This is a genomic window from Rheinheimera muenzenbergensis (assembly GCF_036984005.1).
GTDB classification, from domain to species: Bacteria; Pseudomonadota; Gammaproteobacteria; order Enterobacterales; family Alteromonadaceae; genus Alishewanella; species Alishewanella muenzenbergensis.
In genome coordinates this window covers 19,889-45,134 of record NZ_JALAAR010000013.1, presented here as the reverse complement: position 1 = coordinate 45,134, position 25,246 = coordinate 19,889, and the positions used below count along the sequence as shown (strand labels likewise).

Here is a 25,246-nt window from a genome sequence, read left to right as displayed (position 1 = left end):
GCCCTAACTTTGTGCCAGCTTTTTCAATACCCGTGATACCGCGGCAAAGCCAAAACTGGCCGTGACGACAGTAACAGCGCCAAACCCGCCGCTGCAATCCAGCCGCATACTGCTGACTTCGCCGTCTTCACTTAGCTGAGCGGTTTTCTGCTGACATACGCTGCCATCCGGTTGCGGGTAGACTAACTGTTCAGTTGAAAACACGCAGTCGATACCAAAACGCCGCTTGGGATTGCGGCTGTAATTATAATCACGCCGCAAACTATTGCGTACTTTAGCCAGCAGCGGGTCATTTATGGTTTGCGTCAAATCAGCGACTTGTATTTGTGTCGGATCAGTCTGACCACCGGCACCACCGGTGCAAATCAGTTTAATTTTATTGCGTTTACAGTGTGCCAGCAGCGCTACCTTGGCTTTTATTGAATCAATAGCGTCTACCACGTAGTCGATATCGGTAGTTATCAACTGGCGCAGATTGTCGGTGGTAACGAAGTCTTCTACCTGCTGCACGATACAATCAGGGTTGATCGCCTTTATCCGCTGTGCCATCACAGCTACTTTGTCCTGGCCGACAGTATCAGAAGTGGCATGCAGTTGGCGGTTGATGTTGCTGATACAGACATCATCCAAATCAATAAGTGTAATTTTACCTATGCCTGAGCGTGCCAGTGCCTCAGCTGCCCAGCTGCCTACGCCGCCAATACCGACGACACAGACATGCGCCTGCTGAAATTTTTCCAGTGCCGGCACGCCATACAATCTGGCAATACCGGCAAAACGTAATTGATAATCGGACATCGTTATTGGTTAACCTGCTTGGGTAAAGTATATTCCGGCCAGGGTAAATCCCACGGCTGCGCCCAGTTGACTAAGGCGCTGCTTTGGCATAATTGCTGAAAATGTATGCCCTCGCCCGGCAGCCGGACATACTGATAGGTTGTGCCTGCGAAACAAAACCGCAGCGCATAAGCATGTAAGTATACCCGATCTGCCGCTGCGCCCTGATACTGACTGTCGCCTAGAATCGCAGCGCCCTGACTTTTTAATGCCACCCGGATCTGGTGGGTTTTGCCACTAAAGGGTTTGATCAAAAACGCCCTGAATGGCAGCTGCTCAAAGCCCTGGCTGATAAAATAACTGACGGCCGGGTTCAGCTGGCTGCTAAGCAGCTTCCAGCTACCGCGCCGGGCTGGCGCCATATCGCCTTTTACCCAGCCCTGCTTTTTGGCCGCTTTACCAAATGACAACGCCAGATAGTACTTCTCAACCTGATGTGCGGTAAATAATGCGGTAAGCGCTGCGGCAGCCTCGCTGCTACGCGCCAATAAAATTAAGCCGGATGTCACCTTGTCTAACCGGTGCACCGGAAATAACTTAGCGCCCAGTTTTTGTTCGGCCTGTACCACCAGGCCTGCGCCGTCGTCAGAGTGAAAACTGACACCGGCAGCCTTGTTCAGCACAATAAAATCGCGCTGCTGATCAAGCAGCGTAAACGCAGTGTTCATTCGCTTAGTGTCGCCGCATAAGCACGGGCGTGTTCTAAATCTTCGGGTGTGTCGACACCGACAGCCGGGATTTGCAGCGCCGTATCAACATGAATGGCTTCGCCGTGCCATAGCACGCGCAATTGCTCCAGACTTTCTATTTGTTCCAGTGTAGACGCCGGCCAACTAACATACTGCTGAATAAAACCGGCACGATAAGCGTAAATGCCAATGTGGCGGCGGTAATGTTGTGCCAGCGCATTGCGGGTAATACCGTCCCGATCGTAAGGGATAACACTGCGGCTAAAATACAGCGCATAACCGTCTTTATCACTGACCACCTTAACGATATTCGGGTTAGCAATTTCGGCTGCATCAGCCAACGGCACAGCCAGCGTCGCCATGCGGGCTTTTTGCTGCGCTGCCAGATTTTGTGCTACCTGACGTATAATCAGCGGTGGAATAAAGGGCTCATCGCCCTGCACGTTCACTACCACCATATCTGCTGGCAAAGCCAACTTACTGACAACTTCGGCCAGTCGCTCAGTACCGGAGTTGTGGGCTGCACTGGTCATACAGACTTCACCGGCGAAGCCTTCTACCACTGCGGCTACCCGTTCGTCGTCGGTGGCCACCACCACCCGGGCAGCCCCACTTTGTAACGCCTGCTGATACACGCGCTCAACCATGGTTTTACCGGCAATATCACAAAGTGGTTTACCCGGTAACCGGCTGCTGGCAAAGCGGGCCGGTATGACGACTAGGAACGCCATTGTTCTACCTCTTCCTGGCTCAGCTCGCGTGCTTCGTCAGCCAGTAACACCGGAATATTGTCCTGCACCGGATACGCCAGCTTGTCAAAGGTACAAATCAGTTGCTGACCAGCCTGATCATACTTCAGCTTACCTTTACACAGTGGACAGGCCAGAATGTCGGTTAATGCGAGTTTAAGTGGCATAACTGCTCCGCAAATTAGTCAAAATAGTATGTATTTTAGTTGTGAGTTGTTGATCAAGCTGGGCATTTACGCCCAGACTAAACCAATCATCGCTGGCAAAAGCGCGACACTTCACGGCATCTTTTTCAGTCATCAAAACAGGCCCGCTGATGTCAGCAAAATCTGCTGCGCTAAATTTGTAATGATCAGCAAAATAATGCCGTTGCTTAACGCTAAAACCGGCTGCAAGTACAGTGCGTTCAAACCGTGCAGGGTTACCAATACCAGCAACCAGATTGACCGCACAGGGTGTAAGTGTGGCATTGCCATTTAGCTGTGTGGCAGCAGACGGCAGCAATGTCATCACGCCATCGGCGCCGGCAAACGGCAAACTGTTTGCGATCACCAGATCAACCTGCGCCAGACGCCAGGCGCCTTCACGTAAGGGGCCGGCTGGCAGTAACTGACCGTTGCCCAAACCGCGGTTACCATCAATCAGTATCATCTCAATATCGCGCGCCAGCGCATAATGCTGCAAGCCGTCATCGCTAACAATAATATTGGCCTGGGTATTGGCCAGCAAATACCTGGCAGCCGCCACCCGATCCGGACACACCACAACCGGGCAACCGCTGCGCTGCGCCAGTAGCAGCGGCTCATCTCCGACCGCGATTGCACAAGCATCAGGCGTTACCAATATTGGTGCTGTTATGTTGGCGCCATAACCCCGGCTGACAATACCGGGCTGCCAGCCATGCTGTTGCAGCAGCTGACACAACAACAGTGTAAAAGGCGTCTTACCGGTACCACCAATGCTGATATTACCCACTACGATCACCGGCACCGGCAGCTTAACCTGCCGTTTTATGCCGGCGCGAAATAACACACGGCGTACCGCTGTTACTGCGCCATACAACCAGGCCAGCGGTAACAACAGCCAGTAGGCTTTATGGCCCTGATACCATAAACGGTCTGTAAAACTCACTGCGTCTCGCCAAATTGCAATTTATACAGTTGTGCATAGGCACCGTTTTGTGCCAACAAGCTGTGGTGATCACCCTGCTCTACTATACGGCCCTGATCCATCACAATGATGCTGTCAGCGTTTTCGATAGTGGATAAGCGGTGTGCAATAACAATACTGGTGCGGCCTTTTAGTAATTCACCCAGGGCAGACTGTATTTTGCGCTCTGACTCGGTATCCAGCGCCGACGTGGCTTCATCTAAAATCAGAATGGGCGCTTCGCGCAGCAAGGCACGGGCTATGGCAATACGCTGACGCTGGCCACCCGACAGGCTGACACCATTTTCGCCAATAACGGTGTTTAGCCCGTCTTTAAGCTGACTGGCAAATTCCAGCACATGGGCTTTTTCGGCCACGGCCAGTAACTGCGCGTCAGACACCGGCACCGTGCAGCCATAAGTGATATTGTTGGCAATGCTGTCGTTAAACAAGGTCACATGCTGTGACACCACGGCCAGCTGCTGCCGCAACGAGGCCAGCGTACAATCGCGGATATTATGTTCATCAATAAAAATATCGCCGCTGGTTAATTCATAAAACCGCGGCAGCAAACTGGAAATAGTGGTTTTGCCGCTGCCGGAGCGCCCGACTAAGGCAATAGTTTTACCTCTGGCCGCCGTAAAACTGATATCAAATAGCACCTGCTTGTCGTGGCCAGGGTAGGTGAAGTTTACCTTTTCAAAGCGAATATCACCGGCAACTTTGTCCAGCGTAACAGTACCGGTATCCTGCTCTACCGGCTGATCTAATACCTCAAATACACTTTTAGCCGCCGACAAACCGCGTTGAAATTCACTGTTTACCGTCGTCAGTTGTTTCAGCGGACGAAGTAGCATCATCATAGAGCCGACAATGGTAGTAAATACACCGGCCGACAGGCTGTCCAGCATCTCCGGGAAACTGGCCATATACACCACAAAGGCCAAAGCGAAAGAGGCAATAATCTGAATAGTTGACACGCTGATAGCCCGGGTAGCCTCCATTTTGACATCCTGGCGCCGCGTTATATTGTTAATTCGGGCAAATCTTTCGCTTTCTATTTTTTGCCCGCCAAATGACAAAATGACTTTGTGGCCGTTGAGCATCTGCTCCGAGCTGGTTGTCACATCACCCATAGCATTTTGAATATTGCGGCTAAGCAGACGAAAACGCTTTGACACCAACCGCACAACAATGGCGATAACCGGCGCTATCAGCAAGAAAATAGCCGACAATTGCCAGCTATGATAAAACATCATTACCACTAACCCGGTAACAAAGGCACCTTCACGCACCATTACCGCCAGCGCTCTGGAGGTGGTTTGCTTAATTTGCTCAGTGTTGTAGGTGACTTTCGATATCAATTCACCGGTCGAATGCTGATCATGATAACTGACCGGTAACTGCATATAGTGGTCAAATAATTGCTGGCGCAGCGTCTGTACCACGTTAGTTCCTACCCAGTTCAGACAATAGCTGGCGATAAAATTACAGCATCCCCGCAATACAAAAATGCCAATGACAAATACCGGTGCATAGCGCAGGTAATCGGTGTTTTTGGCATTGATACCCTCATCAATAAAGCCCGGCAGCTTTGAAATAAAATACACATCAACCAGGGCATAGCCCAACATGCCCAGCGCGGCTACTACAAAGCCCAATCGAAAAGGTTTGACATAGCTGAGCAAACGCCGCGCTATCGCAGGCGAAACAGAAGTTGGCTTTGCCAAAGTAATGTCCTACTAAAAAAGTTTGGCTTATTCTAGCGTGTTGTTAGCAAGGTTTCAGCATTTCCCACCGGCTTTTGCAGCCAAAATGGCAACCGGCCAGCGCGATATGTCTGAAAATCCAGCGCATGGTCAGTTATTTGCAACGTGATAGCGCCACTGTGCGCGGTATTTAGCAAAGGTATACCCATTAGTTGTAAGCGCAACTGCACAGCAACAGAGGGATGTTGATGCCGGTTATACAGACTGGCACTGTTTAACGCCAGCTGCGGTGCCAGTTGGTGCAAAAACACAAAATCGGACGAACTATTGCTGCCATGATGTGCCAGCACTAACACATGCGCAGTTAATTGCGGATATTGCGCCAATAGCTGTTTTTCTACCTGACGGCTGATATCACCGGGCAGCAGAATATTCCAGCCTTCAACCTGCAACAACAGCACACAGGACGCATCATTTTTGCTGCTAAAAGGTCCCGCTGGCTGCAACATTGTCGCCGCAGCGCCAAGATAATTTGCCGGTAAGGCCTGACAGGGTTTTGCCTGCTGAAGATGGCTGATATTGCTGATTAACTGCAGCTGTGGATACTGCGCCTGTAACAGCGGCCAGTCGCCGGTATGGTCGCTATCATCGTGGCTTAAAATCAGATAATCCAGCTGGCGAATGCCGCGCTGACGCAAATAAGGCAGCACCGCTGCGGCGGTAGCACTGTGTTCACCATAACGTGGCCCGGCATCATACAACAGGCCCCGCTCACCTTTTTGTAGCAATACCGACAACCCCTGTCCAACGTCAATCAGATGCAGCTGCCACGACGCCGGTCGCAGCAGCGTCAGTAACAGCGATACCAGTAACATTGCCAGCAGCGGGCCCAGCCAACGCTGGCGACCGAGGAGCCACAATAGCAGCACCAGTAACATCAGCAGAGACAGCAATAGTGGCCAATCCGGTACGGCCAACCAGCTATTAGTCTGCGCACTTACTGATAGCCACCAGTGCAACGGCTGAAATGCCAGATCCGTCAGCCGCCACAAATAGCCTGCGCCGGGCACCCCAAGTAAACTCAACACCAAAGTAGCCAACAGCAGCGGTAACGCCAGCAAACTGGTCCAGGGTACAAAAATCACATTAGATAACAAGGCTAGCGTTGCACTGCCATTAAACATAATGATACCAAGCAGTGTCATCGCCAGCGTCAGCGACAGGTGAAAACGAAGAAATAAACCAAGCCGCTGACGCCAGGTGTGGCTGGGTAACGGATTGCGCCATAACAGCAGAAAAATGACGGCCACTGCCAACACCGATAACCAAAAACTTTTACTCAGCACGTAAAAAGGTTGTACCAGCAGCAACACAGCACACAGCAATAACCAGTAATGGCTGTAACTCAGACGCCGCTTTAGCAGCAAGGTTAACGCCAGTAAAAACAGCGCCAGCACTGCGCGTACAGTCGGAATAGCAAAGCCGGCCAACCAGGCGTAAGCCAGTGCGGCTAAAAAAGCCGCGCCAAACTGCAGCAGTTTACCGCCATTTTGCCAGCCTAATGGCCAGGGTATTGCCCGGAGTAATAATAAGCTCCAGCCAAACACTAAACCAATGTGCAAACCCGAGATTGCCAGCAAATGCGCCAAGCCCGAATCTTGTAAGCCTTGCCATTGCTGCGGGCTAAAACTACGCTCACCAACCGTTAAAGCGCGTAATAGTGACGCAGTCCCGAATGGGGCCAGCTGCTGCTCTAACCGTTGTATGATTAATTGACGCCGGCTCTGATTTACCTGCAACAACAGCGGAGCCGGCTGCATAATCACTGAGCCCTGCGCTATAACACCGTCCAGCAACGCCTGCGCCTCCCGATTAAAAGCACCAGGATTGGCCAGACCGGCTACCGGGCGCAATTGGGCGCTAAGCTGCCAACGCTGGCCGGCCAGGATCAGCGGCCGGTTTTCAACAGAATGAGCCTGCTGTGTTGTGGCTTGGCTGGCGTGGTTTAACCGCAATGCCAACAGATAACCTGACGCTACACCATCATCCAGCCGTAACTGAAATTGGCTATACTCGGCATAATGCTTTGGTGTCCCGCTAACAACACCTGTTAGCAAACTGTTGCTGCTTAATAGTTGCTGCTGAACCGCTGTATAACGCTGATATTGCCAGCTTAAACTGAGTAAATAGGCCAGCATGCCAAGATAAAACCAGCGACCTGATGCCGGTACAACAAAAAACACTAACAGCAGCAGAAAAACTGCGAAAAAAGGTGGCACTATTGGCAAAAATAATGACAATAGGCTGCCAGCGAGCACACCGATACAAAAAGATTTCATGTTTGTTTTTTGTTAGCAGGTTGTAATGCCAAAGAACTTTATTAAGAAATATCTACCATCGCCTGAGAAAATCAAGCAACAAAGGCTATTAAAGTTGTTTGGTAGTCTGTTGCATGATGGCAATTTGTGGCATTTAAACCGCCGTTCAGCTCGCGGTGCCTTTGCGGTTGGGCTGTTTTTTGCCTGGATCCCGATGCCGTTTCAAATGGTAGCATCAGCTGCTGTGGCTATTCCGCTGCGGGTAAATTTACCCTTGTCAGTTGCTTTGGTCTGGATCACCAACCCCCTTACCATGCCGATATTATTTTATATTGCCTATCTGGTAGGATCGGTGGTGCTGCGCACACCGTTAGAGCCTTTTGCCTTTGAAGCCAGCTGGACCTGGATCCAGCACAGTATCAGCAGTATTGGTAAACCCTTTTTAACCGGTTGTTTATTAATGGGTATCAGTTCGGCAATTGCCGGCTACTTTATCATTGACTGGTTATGGCGTTTATCGGTGCGCAAAGCACAGCTTGGCCGTAAACTGCGATTGCGCAAAGACAAACTAAACCACGATTAAATCAGCGCTGGCCCAATACAGCTGCAGGTTGCACCTTGCTGGCACGCCATGCCGGGTACAAGGTAGCAAGCAAGCTCATTAGCAGCGCTACACTAAAGGTTAGCAGCACATCTTGCCATTGCAGCAACGACGGCACATAGTTAATAAAATAGATGCTGGGGTCCAGCAGCGAGTGACCCAGCAACTGCGTTAGCATGGCAAACAACGGTTCGATGTACCAGGCTAGCAGTACACCTGCTACTGCCCCGCCTACAGCACCGACCAGGCCATTTAACCAACCCAGCCACATAAAGGCCAGCACTATAGTGGACGCCGGTGTGCCCATAGTCAGCAAAATAGCTATATCACCTTCTTTTTCCCTGACTGCCATCACCAGGGTGGCAACGATATTAAAACAGGCGACGGCTATGACCAGTGCCAATACCAGATATAAAATGCTGCGTACCATCTGAATATCCTGATACACATGGCCCTGGGTGTGAAACCAATACAACTGATATACGTAATCCTGTGACAATTGCGCCAGAGCGCTGCCTAGCCGCTGTGCCATTTGAGGCGCGGCAAAAATATCATTAATTTTAAAAGCAAAACCCTGTACGGTATCTGGCGGCAGCGCCAGCAATGCCGATAAGGATGACATATCAAGCCAGATCTGACTGTAATCCAACTGACCACCAACAGCGACTATGGCCGAAACGGTCAGGTTGGCCGTGCTGTGGCTGGCCAGGCGGCCATCGTCAGTCATCTTAGGCAGCAATAATTGTAAAGGCTCCCCCACCTTTACCCCCAGCGCATCGGCTACGCCCTGTCCCAATACCACTTCGTTGTCAGCCAGCTGATCTAACCGGCCTGAGACAACATATTGAGCAAAATCACTGATCGTTTGTTCAGCCGGCAACACTATACCACGCACCTGCGCCGCCTTTACCTTGTTGTTAAAGCGCAACATGCCGTTGGTTTTAATATAGGGCGCGCCTGAGTCAACACCGTCAACCGCTGTAAGCTGAGCCAGTTTCGGTTGCCAGTCAGCAATCTGCTGATGTACGGCTTCCAGCTCAACATGCGGTATAACCGCCAGTAACCGCTGCTTTAGTGCCTGTTCAAAACCATTCATCACCGACAGCGCCAAAATTAAAATGGCGACGCCCAGCGCTATACCCCAGGTTGAGCTGGCAGAAATAAAACGGATAAAGCCACTACTGTGGGCAGTGCCACGATAGCGCCGGGCTAACTGCCAGGCCAGATTAGCCATGAGCTTCCTCCAGATGGCCATCACGCATCAGTAAAAACCGGTCCAGCCGGGCGGCCAGTGCCTGATCATGAGTGACCACAATAAAGCTGGTACCAAGCTCCCGGTTTAAACTACGCAGCAATTGGTAAATGGCTTCAGCTGTGTGCTGGTCCAGATTGCCGGTCGGTTCATCTGCCAATACTAATGCCGGCTCACCGACCAGGGCCCTGGCTATGGCAACGCGCTGTCTTTCGCCACCGCTCAGCTCTGCCGGACGGTGCGTTATCCTATGCGCCAGACCAACTTTTTCCAGCATCAGCTGTGCTTTGTTATTAGCTTCAGACGCCGCTACACCGCGAATTAACAACGGCATAGCCACGTTTTCTAACGCGGTAAAATCCATCAGCAAGTGATGAAACTGATAAATAAAGCCCAATTGCTGATTACGTAAGGTCGCCTTTTGTGCGGCCGATAACGCCGCTATGTCCTGCCCTAACAGCTGCATGCTGCCACTGTCAGCGCTATCGAGCGAGCCTAAAATATGCAGTAAAGTGCTTTTACCAGACCCGGAGCTGCCAACAATTGCCAGCATTTCGCCGCGCTGCATGGTTAAATTAACACCATGTAGTACCGCCGTGACATTGTGGCCATCACGATAACTTTTGCAAAGCTGCTGTGCCTGTAACAGGTTATTCATCTCGTAAAATTTCCGCCGGATTAATGCTTACCGCCCGTTTAGCCGGGTACCATACCGCCGCTAAAGTCAGGCCAACAGCACTGAGAAAAATGATGCCAAGCTGGGTTGGCTGAATATCTATCGGTAAAGTGACACCAGGCGCCAGTTGTAAACCGGCAAAATCCAGCAACAGATTAAGCTGTGACGCAACCAGCACGCCGGCTACTACCCCCAGCACAGCACCACTGACGCCATTGCTTAACCCTTGCACTGCAAACACCTGAAATAGCTGCCGATCTGTCATGCCTAAGGTTTTCAGGATGGCAATTTCGGCCTGTTTATCGGTTACCATCATTACCAGCGCCGACACTATGTTAAACGCCGCGACTGCCACAATAAGCAGTAACATCAGCGACATCATGGCTTTTTCCATAGCGACAGCGTCAAACAACTTGCCGTGACTCTGGCGCCAATCCAGCACAGACAAAGGTGTTAAAGCAAACTGCTGTTGCAATTTTGCCGCCAGCTGTGGTGCGGCGAAAGGTTCGGCTAAGGTTAGCCGCCACTGTTCAGTCTCGTTTTGCTGGCTGAGTAAACGCCGTAGATCGTCCAGCGCCGTAACGGCAATTATTTTATCCACATCCGAGCCGCTGTCTAAAATGCCCGCTACCGTAAAAATGCGCTGGCGTGGCACCCAACCCATAGGTGTATAGCTGCCGGCCTGCGGCAACATAAAACGCAGCTTATCACCCAATGACACTTCAAGTTGCTCGGCCAGTGCACGGCCCAGTACGACGGAATAGCGGCTGCGGCTAATATCTTGCCAGTCGCCTATAATTAGCGACTGGCGCATAAAATCAGGTAGCGCCTCTGTCGTGACGCCTTGCAGTAATACTCCGGTCAGTTGCCTGGGGGCCTGCACCAGAGCTTCGGCCTGCAAAAACGGGGTAATTTGGCGTACCTGATGCTGTTGCAATAGCGTTTGTTGCCAATCAGTTGGATACTGACGGTCGCTGCTGACAATAATATGCGGGATCACGCCTAAAATACGTTTTTTCAACTCACCTTCAAAGCCATTCATCACCGAGCTGACCACCGTTAACGCCAGCACACCGAGAAAAATCCCGGCCACCGAAAACAGCGTAATAAATGAGATAAAGGCGTTACCTTTACGGCTCTGGCTATAACGCAAGCCAATAAATAAACTGATTGGTAACTGCATCCTAATATTCAGGACAAGGCCCACTTGAGATGGTAAAGTGGCGTCGATCATAGAGATTATTGTCAGTGGTGACAAGCAGCTTGCGAAGGTGACGCCATGAGTGACTTAACAATACAGCAACTCGCTGAGGCCTATCAGGATTATTTCAGTGTTGGACACAGTATCAGCATCAATGTGCAGCCGGTAGACGGTCCCCTGCCTGATCAGCAAGCTTTGCTGTCCGCCATCCCTGCTCCCTTTATGCTGGCCACTGACGTTAACAGCCTGAACAGTTCAGCCCTGCGCTCGTTAAACCGTTTGGGAGAGCTGGCCGACGAATTGGCGAATTATCTGCAGCAGCAAGCCAGAAAGATCGATTTGTTGCTGCATTACGTATTGCGCCAGCAAGATGACGCCAGCAGCCGCTTTAGCACACTGAGTTTTGGTGGCAGTGGCTGCAGTTACATCGCCAGTGCGCCGTTACAACCTTTGCAGGTTGTTGAAGTAAAACTCTTTCTTGATAATAACGAAGGCGCGGTGTTTTGCTATGGCCAGGTATTAAGTTGCCAACCCCATGCTGGCGGCTACTTAGTGCAGCTGGTGTTTAGTCGTATTCGCGAAGAAGATCGCGAGCTGTTGGTGCGCGCCAGTCTGCACCAGCAATCCAGACTATTAAAACAAAAAGCCGAACAGCGACAACAGGCATCGGCAGATAATCAGCATTAATTTAAAGGTTTGTCGTTTTACATGGATTTGATCTCCGCTTTACCACAATTAAAACACGCTACTGACCAACTGCAGTGGGGTAACCTCAAAGGGGCGGCCTTGCCGCTGAGTATCGCCAACCTGGTCACACAGCACAGTGGTTTTTATTTACTGCTGGTTGCCGATACGCCTACCGCACTGCGCCTGGAGCAGGAGCTGGCGGTATTTCTAACCGACGACAGCTGCCCGCTGTTAACCTTACCTGACTGGGAGACGCTGCCCTATGATGTGTTTTCACCGCATCAGGATATTATTTCCCAGCGCTTAAAAACCCTGTATCAGCTGCCACGCTTAAGCCGGGCCTTAGTGATAGTACCGGTAAGTACCGCTTTACTGCGCATTTGCAACCGTGACCATCTGGAGCAAAACAGCTTTATTATCAAAAAAGGCCAGCAGGTTGATTTAGCCGCGCTGAAGCGTCAGTTGGCCGCGGTGGGCTATCGCAGTGTCGAGCAGGTAATGGAGCATGGTGAGTTTTCGGCCCGCGGCTCTATTCTAGATTTATACCCGATGGGCGCCACATCACCGTACCGGATAGACTTTTTTGACAATGATGTTGACGGTATTCGTACCTTCGACCCGGATAATCAACGCAGCCTGGCGCAGGTTGATGCTATTGAATTGCTGCCGGCACATGAATTTCCTACCGATCAGGCGGCGATAGAACGTTTTCGTCTGGCTTATCGGGAACGCTTTGCTGCCCGCAATGAAAAAGAGTCTCTTTATCAGCAGGTTAGCCAAGGCATGCTGCCGGCCGGCATTGAATATTATTTACCGCTGTTTGCTCAAAGCACCGCCAGTTTATTCGATTATCTGCCACCACACAGCCGCTGTTTGTTACTGGGTGATACTGAACACAATGCGGAAAAATTCTGGCATGAGTTACGCCGGCGTTATGATGACAGAGCAATAGATTTACTGCGGCCAATACTGCCCCCTGCCGAGTTATATCTCAGTATTGACCAGCTGTTTGCCGCAATAAAATCACACGGCCGTATTCGTTTAAGCCAGGCCGAGCTGCCGCCGCGCGCCGGCAGTGGTAATCTGGCCGCCAGCCAGCTACCGGATCTGAGCGTCAACCATCAGTTAAAAAACCCGCTGCAGGCGCTGCAACAGTTTATTTTAACCCTGAAACAACAACGCGGCCGGGCGGCATTTTTTGTTGAAAGTGAAGGCCGCCGTGAAAGCCTGCTGCAATTACTGCACAAAGCCAGCGTGCATATTTCTCAGTTTGCCGATCTGCGTGCCTTTGTACAAAGCCGGGATGACCTGGGCATTATTGTCGGTGCGCTGGAGCAAGGCGCCTTGCTGCAACAGCCAGAACTGCTGGCACTTATCAGCGAAAACGAATTATTTGGCCAGAAAATAAGCCAGCGCCGGCGGCGTAAACGTAGCCAGCAAATCTCTAACGACACCGTGATCCGCAATCTGGCTGAGCTAAATACCGGCCAGCCGATAGTGCATTTGCAACATGGTATTGGCCGTTACCAGGGTCTGCAATTGCTTGATGCCGGCGGTATCAGTGCCGAATTTGTTACGATTGAATACGCAGGCGGCAGCAAACTGTATGTTCCGGTAACCTCGTTACATCTGCTTAGCCGCTACAGCGGCAACGATGCCGAACATGCGCCGCTGCATAAACTTGGCAACGACAGCTGGGAGAAATCACGGCGCAAAGCCGCCGAAAAAGTACGTGATGTCGCCGCCGAGTTACTGGATGTGTACGCCCAGCGCGCTGCGCATCAGGGCTATGCATTTAAACAGGACCAACAGGCTTACCTGGCCTTTGCCGACAGCTTCCCGTTTGAAGAAACCGCAGATCAGCAAGACGCCATTGACGCCGTATTGCGCGATATGCAAACGCCACAGCCGATGGACCGTTTAGTCTGCGGTGATGTCGGTTTTGGTAAAACTGAAGTGGCGATGCGCGCTGCCTTTGTTGCTGTTAACGATGGCAAGCAAGTGGCGATACTGGTGCCCACCACCCTGTTGGCACAACAACATTTTGACAATTTTAAAGACCGTTTTGCTAACTGGCCGGTGCGGGTAGAAGTGCTATCGCGCTTTGTCAGTGCCAAACAGCAAAAAGCCATTCTGACCGATGTCGAAAACGGCAAAGTGGATATTTTAATTGGTACCCACAAGCTACTGCAGGACGATATCAAATTACATGATCTTGGCCTGCTGATAGTCGATGAAGAACACCGCTTTGGTGTCCGGCAAAAAGAAAAGATCAAAGCGCTGCGTGCCAACATCGATATTTTAACCCTCACCGCCACACCTATTCCGCGTACGTTAAATATGTCGATGTCCGGTATGCGTGACTTGTCTATTATTGCCACGCCACCGGCGCGGCGGCTAGCGGTAAAAACCTTTGTGCGCCAGCATGAAAACGGCCTGATCCGCGAAGCGGTAATGCGGGAAATACTGCGCGGTGGCCAGGTGTATTTTCTGCACAATGATGTTGCCAGCATTGAAAAAACCGCCACAGAACTGGCGGAATTACTGCCCGAAGCCATTATTGCCATTGCCCACGGCCAGATGCGCGAGCGTGAGCTGGAGCAGGTCATGTCCGACTTTTACCATCAGCGCTTTAACCTGCTGTTATGCTCTACCATTATTGAAACCGGTATCGATGTACCAACGGCCAACACCATTATTATCAACCGCGCCGACAACTTTGGTCTGGCACAATTGCACCAGTTGCGCGGCCGGGTTGGCCGTTCGCACCATCAGGCATACGCCTATCTACTCACACCGCCGCCAAAACGGCTTAGCAAAGACGCAGAGAAACGGCTGGAAGCCATTGCCAGCCTGGAAGATTTAGGTGCAGGCTTTGCCCTGGCAACCCATGATCTGGAAATTCGCGGCGCCGGCGAGCTGCTCGGCGATGAACAAAGCGGCCAGATTGAGTCGGTCGGTTTCAGCCTGTATATGGATATGCTGGAACAAGCGGTACAGGCGCTGAAGAACGGCCGTGAACCCAGCCTGGATGCAATGCTAAACCAACAGACAGAAATAGAATTACGCATTCCGGCCCTGTTACCTGATAGCTACATTCCGGATGTAAACTTGCGCCTGTCCTGCTATAAAAAGCTGGCTTCTGCCCGCAGCACTGAAGAGCTGGACGAAGTACAGGTAGAACTGATCGACCGTTTTGGCCTGTTACCCGATGCAGCAAAAAACCTGGTTGCTATCAGTGAGTTTAAGCTGCAGGCCGCCGAGCTGGGTATCCGCCGTATTGAGGCCAGCGCCAAAGGCGGTGTAGTAGAATTTGCCGATAAAACCTCGGTTTCGCCGGGCTATATTATTGAACTGATTCAAAAACAGTCTCGCATTTTTAAACTGGAAGGCGGACAAAAACTGCGATTTACGATAGCATCTGACGACTACGCAGCGCGTTTAGCCCTGATAGCTAATATGCTGTCAGACTTTGCCAGACATAAGGTAACAGCATGAGTAAAACCCAACTATGGTGCCTGGTTGCAGGTGCAGTATTTAGCCAGGCGCTGTTCGCCCAGCAAGCTGCCACGCCAGAGCAGCGCTGGTTTGAAGTCGAAATTATCGTCTTTAGCCAGCAGCCTGCTGCCAACCTGCAAGAACGTTTTGCCGACAGCACCACGCCAATTAAACCCGGCCGCGCCATAGATTTACTTACACCACACTATCAGAGAGATATCAGCAAGCTATTGGCCACCTTAGCGCCGTGTCAGCTGCCAAGCCCGCCCCAGCTAACTGAAGGTTTGACAGAAGGTTTTACGCCGGCCTTTGTTAATGAATTATGTATTATCGAACCACAACCACCGGTGTGGGCACATAGCAACCTGTTTGAAGCACCGCAACTCAATAGCACTGTGCCTTTTCCGGCGCAATTGTCGCCTTTGGTGGTCGGTAGCGGTGTGCATCAGGACAACCCCTATTTAACCGATGCCAGCGCTTTACAGCTGGACAAAATTGCCGCCAGAATAGCGCGGCAAAGCGACAAACAACTGCTGTTGCATACCGCCTGGCGGCAAGCACCGGTTACGGAACGGCTGGCGGTGGCAAGCCGCTGGTATAGCGGTAACAATTACTCGACAGAGTTCGATTATTGGGGCCAGCCACTGGTTAAGGCTGAACCTGCACCAGAGCAAGCCAGCAGCATTGACATTGAGCTTACTGAGCCAGACTCAGACACACAGCAGCCAGCAGGCAATAACGATATGCTGCAGCACATTGAGCAATTACTGCAGTTGCTGACAGCAGAGCAGGCACTGCCCGAGCGGGCCAGTACTGATACCGCTGAACATAGCGCAACAGATGACTCTGCTATTACCATTAATACGCTGCCACAACAGGTTTGGCAGTTAGATGGCTTGTTTAAACTGCATCTGGATCATTATTTATTTGTTAATACTGAATTCAATTTACGTCTGCCACAGGCCGACAAATTGCAAAGCATCTATGTTAAACAAAGCCGGCGGGTAATCAGTGGTGAAGTACATTATCTCGACCACCCCTATCTTGGGATAGTGCTGCAAATCCGCCGTTTTGAGCCTGCTCTGCCGCCGCCGGACGAAGAAAATGTTACAGAGGATTTACCAGAGCAGCCGTAATTTTTACCCATTTTACTTGCAAAATTACCAATAACTGCATAAGCTTGCGGCGTTTTTACACTTTAATACAAAACAAAACGGGTAAACCGGCTGTTACTTTTTTAGAATTACTGCATTACATCAATTAATTACTGAGAACTATGGACGATCTGACACCACTACCGGAACTCAGCCCTGCACAATATGTGCTGTTGCTTGTTCTGCTGGTACTGGCCAGCAGTTGTAATCCGTTGTTAAGCTGGTTATTTCCGGCATTGTCGGGCACCTTGTGGCTTAACCTGCTGCCGCCACTGCTGGGCATGTACTTTCTGCTGCTGTTATTTCGCAACCTCGGTATTATCCGGTTACCCAGTGCCGCCTGTTATTCAGCCATATTGGCCCCTCTTTCTGCATTAAGCATTTACCAGTTTGTATTGCACTGACACACCTGCGGCCTGTTTTGCGCTATTATAGCGGCCAATTAGCAATGGCTTGGCTGTAGCACTTAGCCAACACAGGTAACATTAAGGTCGTACGGATGTCTATTAACTGGTTCCCGGGTCACATGCACAAGGCCCGCAAAGAAATTGCCGAAGTCATGCCGCAGGTCGATATTATTATCGAAATGCTTGATGCCCGTATTCCTTTTTCCAGTGAAAACCCACTGGTGCCGCAACTGCGTGGTAATACCCCTTGCATTAAGGTGTTAAACAAAGCCGACTTAGCCGACCCGCTGCTTACCGCACGCTGGGTAGAACACTTTGAGCAGCAAGCCGGCGTCAAAGCCATCCCAATAAGCCAGCAAAATCCGGAGCAAATCCGCGCTTTGCTGCAACTGTGTAATACTATGCTGCCAGAGCGTAATCTGGATATCCGTGCCGCACGCGCCATGATTATGGGCATTCCCAACGTCGGCAAATCAACACTCATTAATACGCTGGCGGGGCGCACCATCGCCAAAACCGGCAACGAAGCCGGTGTCACTAAAATGCAGCAGCGTATAAAGCTGGATAACAATGTTATTTTGACCGATACCCCGGGCTTTTTGTGGCCAAAGTTAAATCCGCCAACCTGCGGTTACCGGCTGGCGGTTACCGGCGCCATTAAAGATACCGTGTTTGATTATGCCGACATTGCTATGTTTGCCGCAGATTACCTGTTACAGGCCTATCCCGGCGCAGTAATGCAACGTTTTGGCTTAACCGAGCAGCCGGAAAACGATCTGGCATTGATGGATGCTATCGGGGTAAAACGCGGCGCTATGCGCAAAGGTGGCGTGGTTGACCTGGAAAAAGCCGGCAGCATTTTAATTACCGAATTACGCGCCGGCAATCTTGGCCCGGTAACATTAGAAACCCCGGAGATGGTTAGCGCAGAATTAACTGCCGCCAAAGCCGAAGAAGCCGCCAAAGCCAAAGAAAAGGCCGAGCGTGAAGCAGAGCGCAAACGCAAAGCACAACGAAAGTACCGCTAGTTCAGCGCCGGCCAAGGTGTTTACTGGGAAAAATGCTGCTGAAATCCGACACATTTTTCCTGTTGTTCCTCATCGAGTTTGGCGTGCTGCAACTGCTGCAATAAATTATTGGCCAGGGCAAGATGGCCGGCATCCAGCGTCTCTTGCTGCTGCAACGCAACCAGCACCTTTAGAATATTCAGCGCGACACTCATATTATTTGGCGTCAGCGAAAAAGCCTGCTCCAGCGAATTCAGTGCGGCATGAAACTTGTTGCGTTTAAAAAATTCAACCGCCATGCGGTTTAATTGCTGCGGCGTAAAGTGCACAGCAGAGCGTTCAGCGGCTTCCTGTTCAATATACTTACTTACCACCTGGCTGGTCAGGTTAGTGCCGCTAATTTGCCGTTTAATCGCATCAAGTAATGACACCGCATCTTCGCGCCGGCCCAGCTCATGTAAGGCTTTTACTTTATCCAGATTATCTTCAACTGAAGTACCTGGCCGCAAACTGATATGGTTATCTACTATGCCTTCGGCTTTGTCCCGCTCTTCTCTTGCCGTGTGTAATCTGGCCCGGATCACCAGTAGTTGATCTTTCAGTTGCGACGCCATCGCCGGCTGCTTTTCAAGCTCTGTTAACAGGATCTCAGACTGGTTTAGTACCCGCACCGCATCGGTTTTATCGATAGTGGTTGCGTAATCGATACCGGCACGCACTACATTTAAGCGCAGTAATGGCGAATCATGAATCGAATTTTTGGCATATTTTGCCATGGCGATTGTGGCCTGATACTGGCCGACGTGATCATGATTTAACCTGGCCAAATCCAGCAGCCGTTTATTGCGTTCAATATTACGCGGCGCTAACCGGGTGGCCTTTTTTATTTCTTCATAGGCCTTACCATACTGCTGCTTACCTATGTAATAGTGCGCCAGCATATCGTAGGTGGCAAAACGGGTGTCGGTTTTATCGGTTAGCTGCTGCAACAACAGCTGGATCTCCGCCAACCGGTCTTGCTCTAACAAGGCTTTGATATAGCCCAGATGCGCCCAGGATGTCTTATGGCTTTGCAGCAAATTTTCATAATAAAGCGCCGCATCGGCAAACTCACGCAGTTGCAGCAGGCATTCACCTTTTAACCGTTTCATTTGCAGATGGTATTTACTCAGCGCCGGGTTAAGCATGTAGCGCTCGGCATAGTATATCGCTTTGCTGTAATCCTGCCGATCCAATGCCTGATAGACATTAAACAGCGTACGTTTTACTTCCAGTGTTAACGGTAATCTGGCTTGTACTTGCTTATTGTTTAACGGCTTAACCCAAAAGTCGTCAGGTTGCAGCTCGACAATGCTGTTTACTAAGTCTTCACTGGTTTCAGCACTGAGAAAAATCAATACGGTGCATTTTGTCACATAGCGTTTGAACTTAAGTTCTTCCAGCAAATGAAAACCGTCTTTGTCACTTTTTACGTTAAAAGCACAAATCACCACATGAAACTGGGTTTGTTCGCACAAGCGCAGCGCATAGTAAGAGTTTTCGGCACATTTAACATTGACGATACCCAGCTCAAATAACGCTGATTTAATAACGTTTTGTACCAGGATCTGATCATCGATGATCAGCACATTGAGTTTATCTAACGCGGTAAGTTCTTCTTGTTCCATTGGTATACTTCACATCCCTGCGATCACAGCTACAACGCACTACCTTTTATATCAGTTATATTAGCAAGCCACGATAAAAGCAATAGTGCAAAAATATAATCTGCTACGGCCATTGTGCACAGGCTGCAGCACCCCAACCTCAGCTACAACACACTTTATCAACAGAGCCAGAGGGCCACACCATGTTTTATCAACTCAGCATTATACAAATGCAAAAAATGCTTCAAAACCTGCAACTTATACTGGATAAAGGCGCAGCCTTTGCCGACAGTAAAAAAGTCGATATGGCGGTGTTGTTAAACGCCAGGCTGGCACCAGATCAGTTTAACCTGATCCGTCAGGTACAAATTGCCTGCGATACCGCCAAACTCGGCGCGGCGCGGTTAAGTAATAAGGTTGATAGCGCGCCCAAAAATGCCGATGATGAAACCACGCTGGAGCAGTTAAAACAGCGTATTAGTGACACGCAAGCTTATCTGGCGACATTTAGCGCAGCCGATTTTGCCAGCGCCGCTACGCAAAAAATCAGTCAACCACGTTGGGAAGGCAAATATTTAACCGGTGAAGAGTTTTTAATGCAGCATGTACTGCCGAATATCTATTTTCATATTACTACCGCCTATGCCATTTTGCGCCATAACGGTGTCGATGTTGGCAAAAAAGACTACCTAGGCGCTATGCCATACAAATCTTAAAACACAGGCTAAAACGCCGGGTTATTGCCCGGCGCTTTTTTACCGCTTTAGCGCTCCAGCACTATACGATAACGTGCCTTGCCCTGCTTTAAATGAGCAATAGCTTCATTTACCTGGCTAAATTTAAATGTCTCTACCACAGGTTTAATATTGTGCTGCACAGCAAACTGCAACATCTTGGCTATCGTCGCCGGGCTACCTACAGGTGAGCCAGACACCGAGCGCTGGGCCATAATCAAACCAAAAACGCCGATATTTAATGGCTCCAGCGTGGCGCCAACAAAGTGCAACCGGCCTTTGGGCTTTAACGTCGATAAATATAAATTCCAATCCAGCGCAACATTAACAGTAGAGATAATGAAATCAAAGCGCCCAGCCGCTTGTTCTATGTCATTACTATTGCGTGAATTTATGCAGTGATAAGCACCAAGCTGTTTTGCTTCCTCACTTTTACTGTCGCTGGAGGTAAAGGCTGTTACCTCGCAGCCCCAGGCACGTAAAAACTGCAGCGCTATGTGCCCCAAACCACCAATGCCAATTACCGCAACTTTGTCGGTCGGTTTAACGTCAAACTGCACCAACGGGTTAAATACCGTAATACCGCCGCAAAACAGCGGGCCGGCCGTTTTAACATCCATACCGTCAGGTAGCGCTACGACACTGGCAGCATTAGCACGGACTTTATCGGCAAAACCACCATGGCGTCCGACTATAGTGCCGACAGCTTTACTGCACAAATTATGATCGCCGCTACCACAGCTGCTACAGACCTGACAATAATCGGCATGCCAGCCCAAGCCAACCACTTGTCCAACACGCAGATGGCTGACGTCGGCGCCGACAGCATTGATCCGGCCCACCACTTCGTGTCCGGCAACCAGCGGATAGGCCGACATGCCCCATTCGTTGTCAATCATAGACAGATCAGAATGGCAGATACCGCAGTAATCAACGGTGATCTCTACATCATTACGGCCAAGCGCGCCGGCGTCATATTGCCAGGGTACCAGCTTGCCGCCGGCTTCCAGTGCAGCGTAAGTGTTTATCATATAATCTCCTGCCGGTTACGTTTGTTGTCTTTACTAAGCTATACAGCTAACAGTATTAACCAGATCTGCAACTATGCTGAGAAATAAGCATCTCTGCTTAATTTTTATACAGCAACACCTGTTTCTTAATCGGCTTTCAGGTATAATCCGCCGACTTTTTTCAGGCTAAGCCGACTTTAAGAGACACTATGACAGTACAGACCTTTGATCCGACACAAACCACCACTCTGGATACCGCCGCTAAAAGCCTGACGGAACAGGTAAAAGCCGGTAGCGGTAAAGGCAACACCATTGGTTTTGTTAGCCTGGGCTGTCCAAAAAATCTGGTCGATTCTGAGCGTATCCTTACCCAACTGAAAGCCGAAGGATACAACATAGTGCCCAGCTACGACGATGCCGAGCTGGTTATTGTTAACACCTGTGGCTTTATCGACAGTGCCGTACAGGAATCACTGGAAACCATAGGTGAAGCCTTAGCCGAAAATGGCAAAGTAATCGTCACCGGTTGTCTGGGCGCACGTGAAGACGAAATTCGCCAGGTACACCCCAATGTATTGGGCATTACCGGCCCGCACAGTTACGAAAACGTATTAAAGCAGGTGCATGAGTTTGTGCCTAAGCCAAAGTACGACCCTTTTACCATGCTGGTGCCGGACCATGGCGTCAAATTAACACCTAAGCACTATGCCTATTTAAAGATTTCTGAAGGTTGTAATCACCGTTGTACCTTCTGCATTATTCCGTCAATGCGTGGCGACTTAGTTAGCCGCCCGGTCGGCGAAGTGTTAGACGAAGCGCAGCGGTTAAAAAATGCCGGCGTCAAAGAGCTGCTTATCATCTCGCAAGACACCAGCGCCTATGGCGTAGATGTAAAACACCGCACCGGTTTCTGGAACGGCGCGCCGGTAAAAACCTCTATGCAGTCACTGTGTGAGGCCTTAGGCGAAATGGGCATTTGGGTGCGGCTGCACTACGTTTACCCTTATCCGCACGTTGACGACATTATTCCGCTGATGGCACAGGGCAAAGTACTGCCTTACTTAGATATTCCGTTTCAACATGCCAGCCCGCGCATTTTAAAGCTGATGAAACGGCCTGGCCAGGCAGATCGCGTACTCGAGCGGATTAAAAAATGGCGTGAAATTTGTCCGGAACTGACCATCCGCTCCACCTTTATTGTTGGTTTCCCGGGTGAAACTGAAGAAGATTTCCAGATGTTGCTCGACTGGGTACAAGAAGCCCAGCTGGATCGTGTTGGCTGTTTTAAATACAGCCCGGTAGAAGGTGCTAAGGCTAATGACTTACCCGATCCGGTACCGGAAGAGGTAATGGAACAACGTTACCATCGCTTTATGCAAACCCAGCAAGCCATCAGCACAGCCCGCCTGCAAGCCAAAATTGGCCGTAGCATAAAAGTGCTGATTGACGAAGTAGACGAAGAAGGCGCTATTGGCCGCAGCTTCGCCGACGCGCCGGAGATTGACGGTGCCGTGTACTTAAACGGCTTAACCACGGTTAAACCGGGCGATATTATCGATGCGGTTATCGACGAAGCCGACGAATATGATTTATGGGCATCCATCGCTGAATAATAATTAACCGTTAAAAAGGCAGCAACTGCTGCCTTTTGTCACTTTCAGGCTTGGCTCACAACACCTGGGCCAGGCGCTGTTGTACTTCGGCAAGTTCGATATTGTATAAGCTGATGTAAGGCAGCTCAGCGTTGTCTGCTGCTAATTTCAATGCACTACCACGTTCTATTTTAAGCAATAAAGCCAAAGCTTCTGCCATAGGGCCGCCATTATGGCTTAGTGCGTCGGCAATCTGCTTAGGTACATTCAGGTAAGCTAAAAATTCCTGCGGTGAGACACCAAACAGCATATCGGCACCGGATATCAGCGCGGCTAAAAAGTACTGCTGGCTGTGCGCGGCGTCAAACTGCCATTGCCGGGCAATGCTCTGAGCCGAATAAGCACGGGTTAAAACCGTCACTGCCGCCGGTGTATTGTGGCTATTTAGCACAGCATAAGTTAACACCAGCTTGCGGCTTAATTCTAACCCCAGCCGGGTTACCACTTCTTTAATTGAGCTGACTTCACGGGTTTTGCGGTACAGCGGGCTATTAGCAACTTTTAGCATGCCCATCACTATACTGGGTTCGTCCTGTAGTACCGCCGCCAGTTTGTTTAAATCGGGCTCGGGGTCAAACAGGCAACTGATAATATCCGCTAATTTAACAGCACTGGGTTCAATTTTCTTACCGGCAATTTCCAGCTTATCCGGGAAAAAATAGCCCTGAAACAGCTCACAGCCCAGGCTTTTATAGATTTGAAACTGGGCTTCGGTCTCTACCCGATCTGCCAGCCATTGCAGCCCTGGCCGGCCGTATAAGGCATTAAGCCGCTCGGCATCTGCCAGACTGGTGTCTTTCATATCTATCCGGACAATGTCTGCCAGGGCAATGACCGCTGCACTATGTGCGCTAACACTGCTATCGTCCAATAAAAAACGAAAGCCCTGGTTTTTATACCAACCTATAGCAGCCAACAGCGTCTTGCTATATTTGACGGGCGCAGCCAGCGCGATAATAACCCGGGATGGGTCCAGCGCTAACGTCACTTTTGCTTCGAGCAATTGCGCACTTAACCGGATAAATAAATCGCTATGATAAAGGCTAAGATAATCGCTAAGCTGTTGACATACCGGCAGTAAAATAGATGGCGATGCATCATTAAGGCAAAAGACTTTAGTACCGGTTTTACTGCGTTGCAACAGTTCTATTGCAAAACGTTTTTTATCGGCATCAAACACCGGCTGGGCAGCACAACTGCGCTGAAGTGCCAAACCGGTATCTGAATCCGCATTTATACTACTCATGTTAACCTTTACTCCGATAACAAACGGCCAACACTATACAAACAGCAGTGCTGGCATTACAAGTCTGAATACCTTTACAGAGTAATTTTGACAGTTAAACCGCGACAAAAAAAATAGTGTCGAATCAATATTCTGGGCTATTGTTATCTTATTCAGCTTTGGAAGCTGATGGACAACAGTGACGTAGGCGTAACTATGAAAAAAATGATCGACAATGCGACAAATTTACCGAGCATACCAAAAGTTATGCAAGAGCTCATAGCCACCTTAAATGATCCCAATCTTAGTAGTAATAAAATCAGCCAGATAATAGCCAATGACCAGGCCATAACAGCTAAAGTATTGCGTATAGCTAACTCTGTACGTTATGGCGGCCACCGCAAAGTGGGCTCTGTAAAAGATGCTGTGGTAGTAATGGGCATCGACGCGTTAAAAACGCTGATATTTGCTATAGGTTTAACCAGTGCGATTAAAGCGCCGGAGGGCTTTAATTTAAATGCGTTCTGGCTCAGGTCATTTAAAATGGCAAACCGCAGCAAATGGTTGGCAGGTTTTATCAAGGCAGATGCTGAACTTTCCTATACCTGTGGTTTATTGCATGCAATTGGTGAATATCTAATCCATGTAGTAAAACCGGAACAAGCCATAGTAATAGATAAACGGGTAAATACCGGTGAGTCCAGATCAAGATTAGAGCGAGACCTGCTTGGCTTTGACTATACCCAGGCCGGTAGCGAATTGGCAGAACATTGGCACTTTCCCAGCGAAATTGTGCGGGCAATACGTTGGCAGGAAGAACCACTGGCAGCAGCTGAATTATCACCTTATGCCGCTTGTGTGCATCTGGCCCACTATATGACAGATCACCAGCAGCACATCCAAAACGACAACTTCGACGATTTTCCGGTCAAACTAGCCCATGCACTGCATTTGAAGTTGTCAGATATGTTCAGCGCACTAAAAAATGCGCCAGATATGGATGAAGGCATAGAAGAGTTTCTGAGCTAACCTGTGCTGAGCTGGC

Annotated in this window: 22 protein-coding genes; 9 read left to right on the top strand and 13 right to left on the bottom strand. The window is 50.0% G+C overall.

Annotated features, from left to right (window positions below):
* Window positions 1-3 precede the first annotated feature (3 nt).
* Genes tcdA through MN202_RS14755 form a run of 7 tightly spaced genes read right to left on the bottom strand, consistent with a single transcriptional unit; the run spans window position 4 to window position 7,472 of the window.
* Entirely contained in the window at window positions 4-798 is a 795-nt protein-coding gene (gene tcdA, locus MN202_RS14785; protein WP_472511572.1) for a tRNA cyclic N6-threonylcarbamoyladenosine(37) synthase TcdA, read from the bottom strand.
* Window positions 799-800: 2 nt separating this feature from the next.
* Window positions 801-1,505 (bottom strand): pseudouridine synthase, encoded by a 705-nt coding sequence (locus MN202_RS14780; RefSeq protein ID WP_335736908.1) that lies wholly within the window; start codon window positions 1,503-1,505, stop codon window positions 801-803.
* A complete protein-coding gene (gene kdsB, locus MN202_RS14775) occupies window positions 1,502-2,257 on the bottom strand; it encodes a 3-deoxy-manno-octulosonate cytidylyltransferase (RefSeq protein WP_335736907.1) in 756 nt (251 codons plus the stop codon). The genes MN202_RS14780 and kdsB overlap by 4 nt, the downstream gene beginning before the upstream one ends.
* Window positions 2,245-2,442, bottom strand: coding sequence for a Trm112 family protein (locus tag MN202_RS14770; protein WP_335736906.1), 198 nt, complete (start codon window positions 2,440-2,442; stop codon window positions 2,245-2,247). The genes kdsB and MN202_RS14770 overlap by 13 nt, the downstream gene beginning before the upstream one ends.
* A complete protein-coding gene (gene lpxK, locus MN202_RS14765; protein WP_335736905.1) occupies window positions 2,432-3,406 on the bottom strand; it encodes a tetraacyldisaccharide 4'-kinase in 975 nt (324 codons plus the stop codon). Before lpxK ends, MN202_RS14770 begins: the two co-directional genes overlap by 11 nt.
* Window positions 3,403-5,154, bottom strand: a complete 1,752-nt coding sequence (gene msbA / locus MN202_RS14760) for a lipid A export permease/ATP-binding protein MsbA (RefSeq protein WP_335736904.1) — start codon at window positions 5,152-5,154, stop codon at window positions 3,403-3,405. The genes lpxK and msbA overlap by 4 nt, the downstream gene beginning before the upstream one ends.
* 32 nt (window positions 5,155-5,186) lie before the next feature.
* On the bottom strand, window positions 5,187-7,472 hold the full coding sequence (locus MN202_RS14755) for a DNA internalization-related competence protein ComEC/Rec2 (protein WP_335736903.1): 2,286 nt from the start codon (window positions 7,470-7,472) through the stop codon (window positions 5,187-5,189).
* Window positions 7,473-7,497: 25 nt separating this feature from the next.
* On the opposite strand from MN202_RS14755, the gene MN202_RS14750 reads away from it, so the two are divergent.
* On the top strand, window positions 7,498-8,034 hold the full coding sequence (locus MN202_RS14750; RefSeq protein ID WP_335736902.1) for a DUF2062 domain-containing protein: 537 nt from the start codon (window positions 7,498-7,500) through the stop codon (window positions 8,032-8,034).
* Window position 8,035: 1 nt separating this feature from the next.
* Here MN202_RS14750 and MN202_RS14745 read toward each other — a convergent pair whose 3' ends face one another.
* Genes MN202_RS14745 through MN202_RS14735 form a run of 3 tightly spaced genes read right to left on the bottom strand, consistent with a single transcriptional unit; the run spans window position 8,036 to window position 11,163 of the window.
* A complete protein-coding gene (locus MN202_RS14745) occupies window positions 8,036-9,286 on the bottom strand; it encodes a lipoprotein-releasing ABC transporter permease subunit (protein WP_335736901.1) in 1,251 nt (416 codons plus the stop codon).
* A complete protein-coding gene (lolD, locus tag MN202_RS14740) occupies window positions 9,279-9,962 on the bottom strand; it encodes a lipoprotein-releasing ABC transporter ATP-binding protein LolD (RefSeq protein ID WP_335736900.1) in 684 nt (227 codons plus the stop codon). Before lolD ends, MN202_RS14745 begins: the two co-directional genes overlap by 8 nt.
* Entirely contained in the window at window positions 9,955-11,163 is a 1,209-nt protein-coding gene (locus MN202_RS14735) for a lipoprotein-releasing ABC transporter permease subunit (protein ID WP_335736899.1), read from the bottom strand. The genes lolD and MN202_RS14735 overlap by 8 nt, the downstream gene beginning before the upstream one ends.
* A 96-nt stretch (window positions 11,164-11,259) precedes the next feature.
* Here MN202_RS14735 and MN202_RS14730 point away from each other — a divergent pair, with 96 nt between their 5' ends.
* The 5 genes from MN202_RS14730 to ylqF all read left to right on the top strand — a co-directional run bounded on the left by MN202_RS14730 (window position 11,260) and on the right by ylqF (window position 17,955).
* On the top strand, window positions 11,260-11,868 hold the full coding sequence (locus MN202_RS14730) for a PilZ domain-containing protein (RefSeq protein ID WP_335736898.1): 609 nt from the start codon (window positions 11,260-11,262) through the stop codon (window positions 11,866-11,868).
* Between the two features lie 21 nt (window positions 11,869-11,889).
* On the top strand, window positions 11,890-15,366 hold the full coding sequence (gene mfd / locus MN202_RS14725; RefSeq protein WP_335736897.1) for a transcription-repair coupling factor: 3,477 nt from the start codon (window positions 11,890-11,892) through the stop codon (window positions 15,364-15,366).
* Window positions 15,363-16,502 (top strand): CsiV family protein, encoded by a 1,140-nt coding sequence (locus MN202_RS14720; protein ID WP_335736896.1) that lies wholly within the window; start codon window positions 15,363-15,365, stop codon window positions 16,500-16,502. Before mfd ends, MN202_RS14720 begins: the two co-directional genes overlap by 4 nt.
* A gap of 140 nt (window positions 16,503-16,642) precedes the next feature.
* A complete protein-coding gene (locus tag MN202_RS14715) occupies window positions 16,643-16,924 on the top strand; it encodes a hypothetical protein (RefSeq protein WP_335736895.1) in 282 nt (93 codons plus the stop codon).
* 95 nt (window positions 16,925-17,019) lie between these two features.
* Window positions 17,020-17,955, top strand: coding sequence for a ribosome biogenesis GTPase YlqF (gene ylqF, locus MN202_RS14710; RefSeq protein WP_335736894.1), 936 nt, complete (start codon window positions 17,020-17,022; stop codon window positions 17,953-17,955).
* Between the two features lie 20 nt (window positions 17,956-17,975).
* Here the strand turns inward: ylqF and MN202_RS14705 are convergent, their stop codons facing one another.
* Window positions 17,976-19,601, bottom strand: coding sequence for a response regulator (locus MN202_RS14705; protein ID WP_335736893.1), 1,626 nt, complete (start codon window positions 19,599-19,601; stop codon window positions 17,976-17,978).
* Window positions 19,602-19,783: 182 nt separating this feature from the next.
* Between MN202_RS14705 and MN202_RS14700 the strand changes: the two genes are divergently transcribed.
* Entirely contained in the window at window positions 19,784-20,296 is a 513-nt protein-coding gene (locus MN202_RS14700; RefSeq protein WP_335736892.1) for a DUF1993 domain-containing protein, read from the top strand.
* A gap of 47 nt (window positions 20,297-20,343) precedes the next feature.
* On the opposite strand, the gene ahr is transcribed toward MN202_RS14700, so the two are convergent.
* A complete protein-coding gene (ahr, locus tag MN202_RS14695) occupies window positions 20,344-21,345 on the bottom strand; it encodes an NADPH-dependent aldehyde reductase Ahr (RefSeq protein WP_335736891.1) in 1,002 nt (333 codons plus the stop codon).
* Window positions 21,346-21,533: 188 nt separating this feature from the next.
* On the opposite strand from ahr, the gene rimO reads away from it, so the two are divergent.
* On the top strand, window positions 21,534-22,937 hold the full coding sequence (rimO, locus tag MN202_RS14690; protein WP_335736890.1) for a 30S ribosomal protein S12 methylthiotransferase RimO: 1,404 nt from the start codon (window positions 21,534-21,536) through the stop codon (window positions 22,935-22,937).
* Between the two features lie 55 nt (window positions 22,938-22,992).
* Here rimO and MN202_RS14685 read toward each other — a convergent pair whose 3' ends face one another.
* Complete coding sequence (locus MN202_RS14685; RefSeq protein WP_335736889.1) at window positions 22,993-24,222, bottom strand: EAL and HDOD domain-containing protein; 1,230 nt, start codon at window positions 24,220-24,222, stop codon at window positions 22,993-22,995.
* Window positions 24,223-24,417: 195 nt separating this feature from the next.
* Here MN202_RS14685 and MN202_RS14680 point away from each other — a divergent pair, with 195 nt between their 5' ends.
* A complete protein-coding gene (locus MN202_RS14680; RefSeq protein ID WP_335736888.1) occupies window positions 24,418-25,230 on the top strand; it encodes an HDOD domain-containing protein in 813 nt (270 codons plus the stop codon).
* Window positions 25,231-25,246: the final 16 nt, after the last annotated feature.

What these genes read in the sequence shown, in the direction of transcription:
- tcdA (WP_472511572.1), bottom strand. Translation starts at nt 798, where the DNA reads ATGTCCGATTATCAATTACGTTTTGCCGGTATTGCCAGATTGTATGGC.
- MN202_RS14780 (WP_335736908.1), bottom strand. Translation starts at nt 1,505, where the DNA reads ATGAACACTGCGTTTACGCTGCTTGATCAGCAGCGCGATTTTATTGTG.
- kdsB (WP_335736907.1), bottom strand. Translation starts at nt 2,257, where the DNA reads ATGGCGTTCCTAGTCGTCATACCGGCCCGCTTTGCCAGCAGCCGGTTA.
- MN202_RS14770 (WP_335736906.1), bottom strand. Translation starts at nt 2,442, where the DNA reads ATGCCACTTAAACTCGCATTAACCGACATTCTGGCCTGTCCACTGTGT.
- MN202_RS14755 (WP_335736903.1), bottom strand. Translation starts at nt 7,472, where the DNA reads ATGAAATCTTTTTGTATCGGTGTGCTCGCTGGCAGCCTATTGTCATTA.
- MN202_RS14750 (WP_335736902.1), top strand. Translation starts at nt 7,498, where the DNA reads ATGCCAAAGAACTTTATTAAGAAATATCTACCATCGCCTGAGAAAATC.
- MN202_RS14745 (WP_335736901.1), bottom strand. Translation starts at nt 9,286, where the DNA reads ATGGCTAATCTGGCCTGGCAGTTAGCCCGGCGCTATCGTGGCACTGCC.
- lolD (WP_335736900.1), bottom strand. Translation starts at nt 9,962, where the DNA reads ATGAATAACCTGTTACAGGCACAGCAGCTTTGCAAAAGTTATCGTGAT.
- MN202_RS14735 (WP_335736899.1), bottom strand. Translation starts at nt 11,163, where the DNA reads ATGCAGTTACCAATCAGTTTATTTATTGGCTTGCGTTATAGCCAGAGC.
- MN202_RS14730 (WP_335736898.1), top strand. Translation starts at nt 11,260, where the DNA reads ATGAGTGACTTAACAATACAGCAACTCGCTGAGGCCTATCAGGATTAT.
- mfd (WP_335736897.1), top strand. Translation starts at nt 11,890, where the DNA reads ATGGATTTGATCTCCGCTTTACCACAATTAAAACACGCTACTGACCAA.
- MN202_RS14720 (WP_335736896.1), top strand. Translation starts at nt 15,363, where the DNA reads ATGAGTAAAACCCAACTATGGTGCCTGGTTGCAGGTGCAGTATTTAGC.
- MN202_RS14715 (WP_335736895.1), top strand. Translation starts at nt 16,643, where the DNA reads ATGGACGATCTGACACCACTACCGGAACTCAGCCCTGCACAATATGTG.
- ylqF (WP_335736894.1), top strand. Translation starts at nt 17,020, where the DNA reads ATGTCTATTAACTGGTTCCCGGGTCACATGCACAAGGCCCGCAAAGAA.
- MN202_RS14705 (WP_335736893.1), bottom strand. Translation starts at nt 19,601, where the DNA reads ATGGAACAAGAAGAACTTACCGCGTTAGATAAACTCAATGTGCTGATC.
- MN202_RS14700 (WP_335736892.1), top strand. Translation starts at nt 19,784, where the DNA reads ATGTTTTATCAACTCAGCATTATACAAATGCAAAAAATGCTTCAAAAC.
- ahr (WP_335736891.1), bottom strand. Translation starts at nt 21,345, where the DNA reads ATGATAAACACTTACGCTGCACTGGAAGCCGGCGGCAAGCTGGTACCC.
- rimO (WP_335736890.1), top strand. Translation starts at nt 21,534, where the DNA reads ATGACAGTACAGACCTTTGATCCGACACAAACCACCACTCTGGATACC.
- MN202_RS14685 (WP_335736889.1), bottom strand. Translation starts at nt 24,222, where the DNA reads ATGAGTAGTATAAATGCGGATTCAGATACCGGTTTGGCACTTCAGCGC.
- MN202_RS14680 (WP_335736888.1), top strand. Translation starts at nt 24,418, where the DNA reads ATGAAAAAAATGATCGACAATGCGACAAATTTACCGAGCATACCAAAA.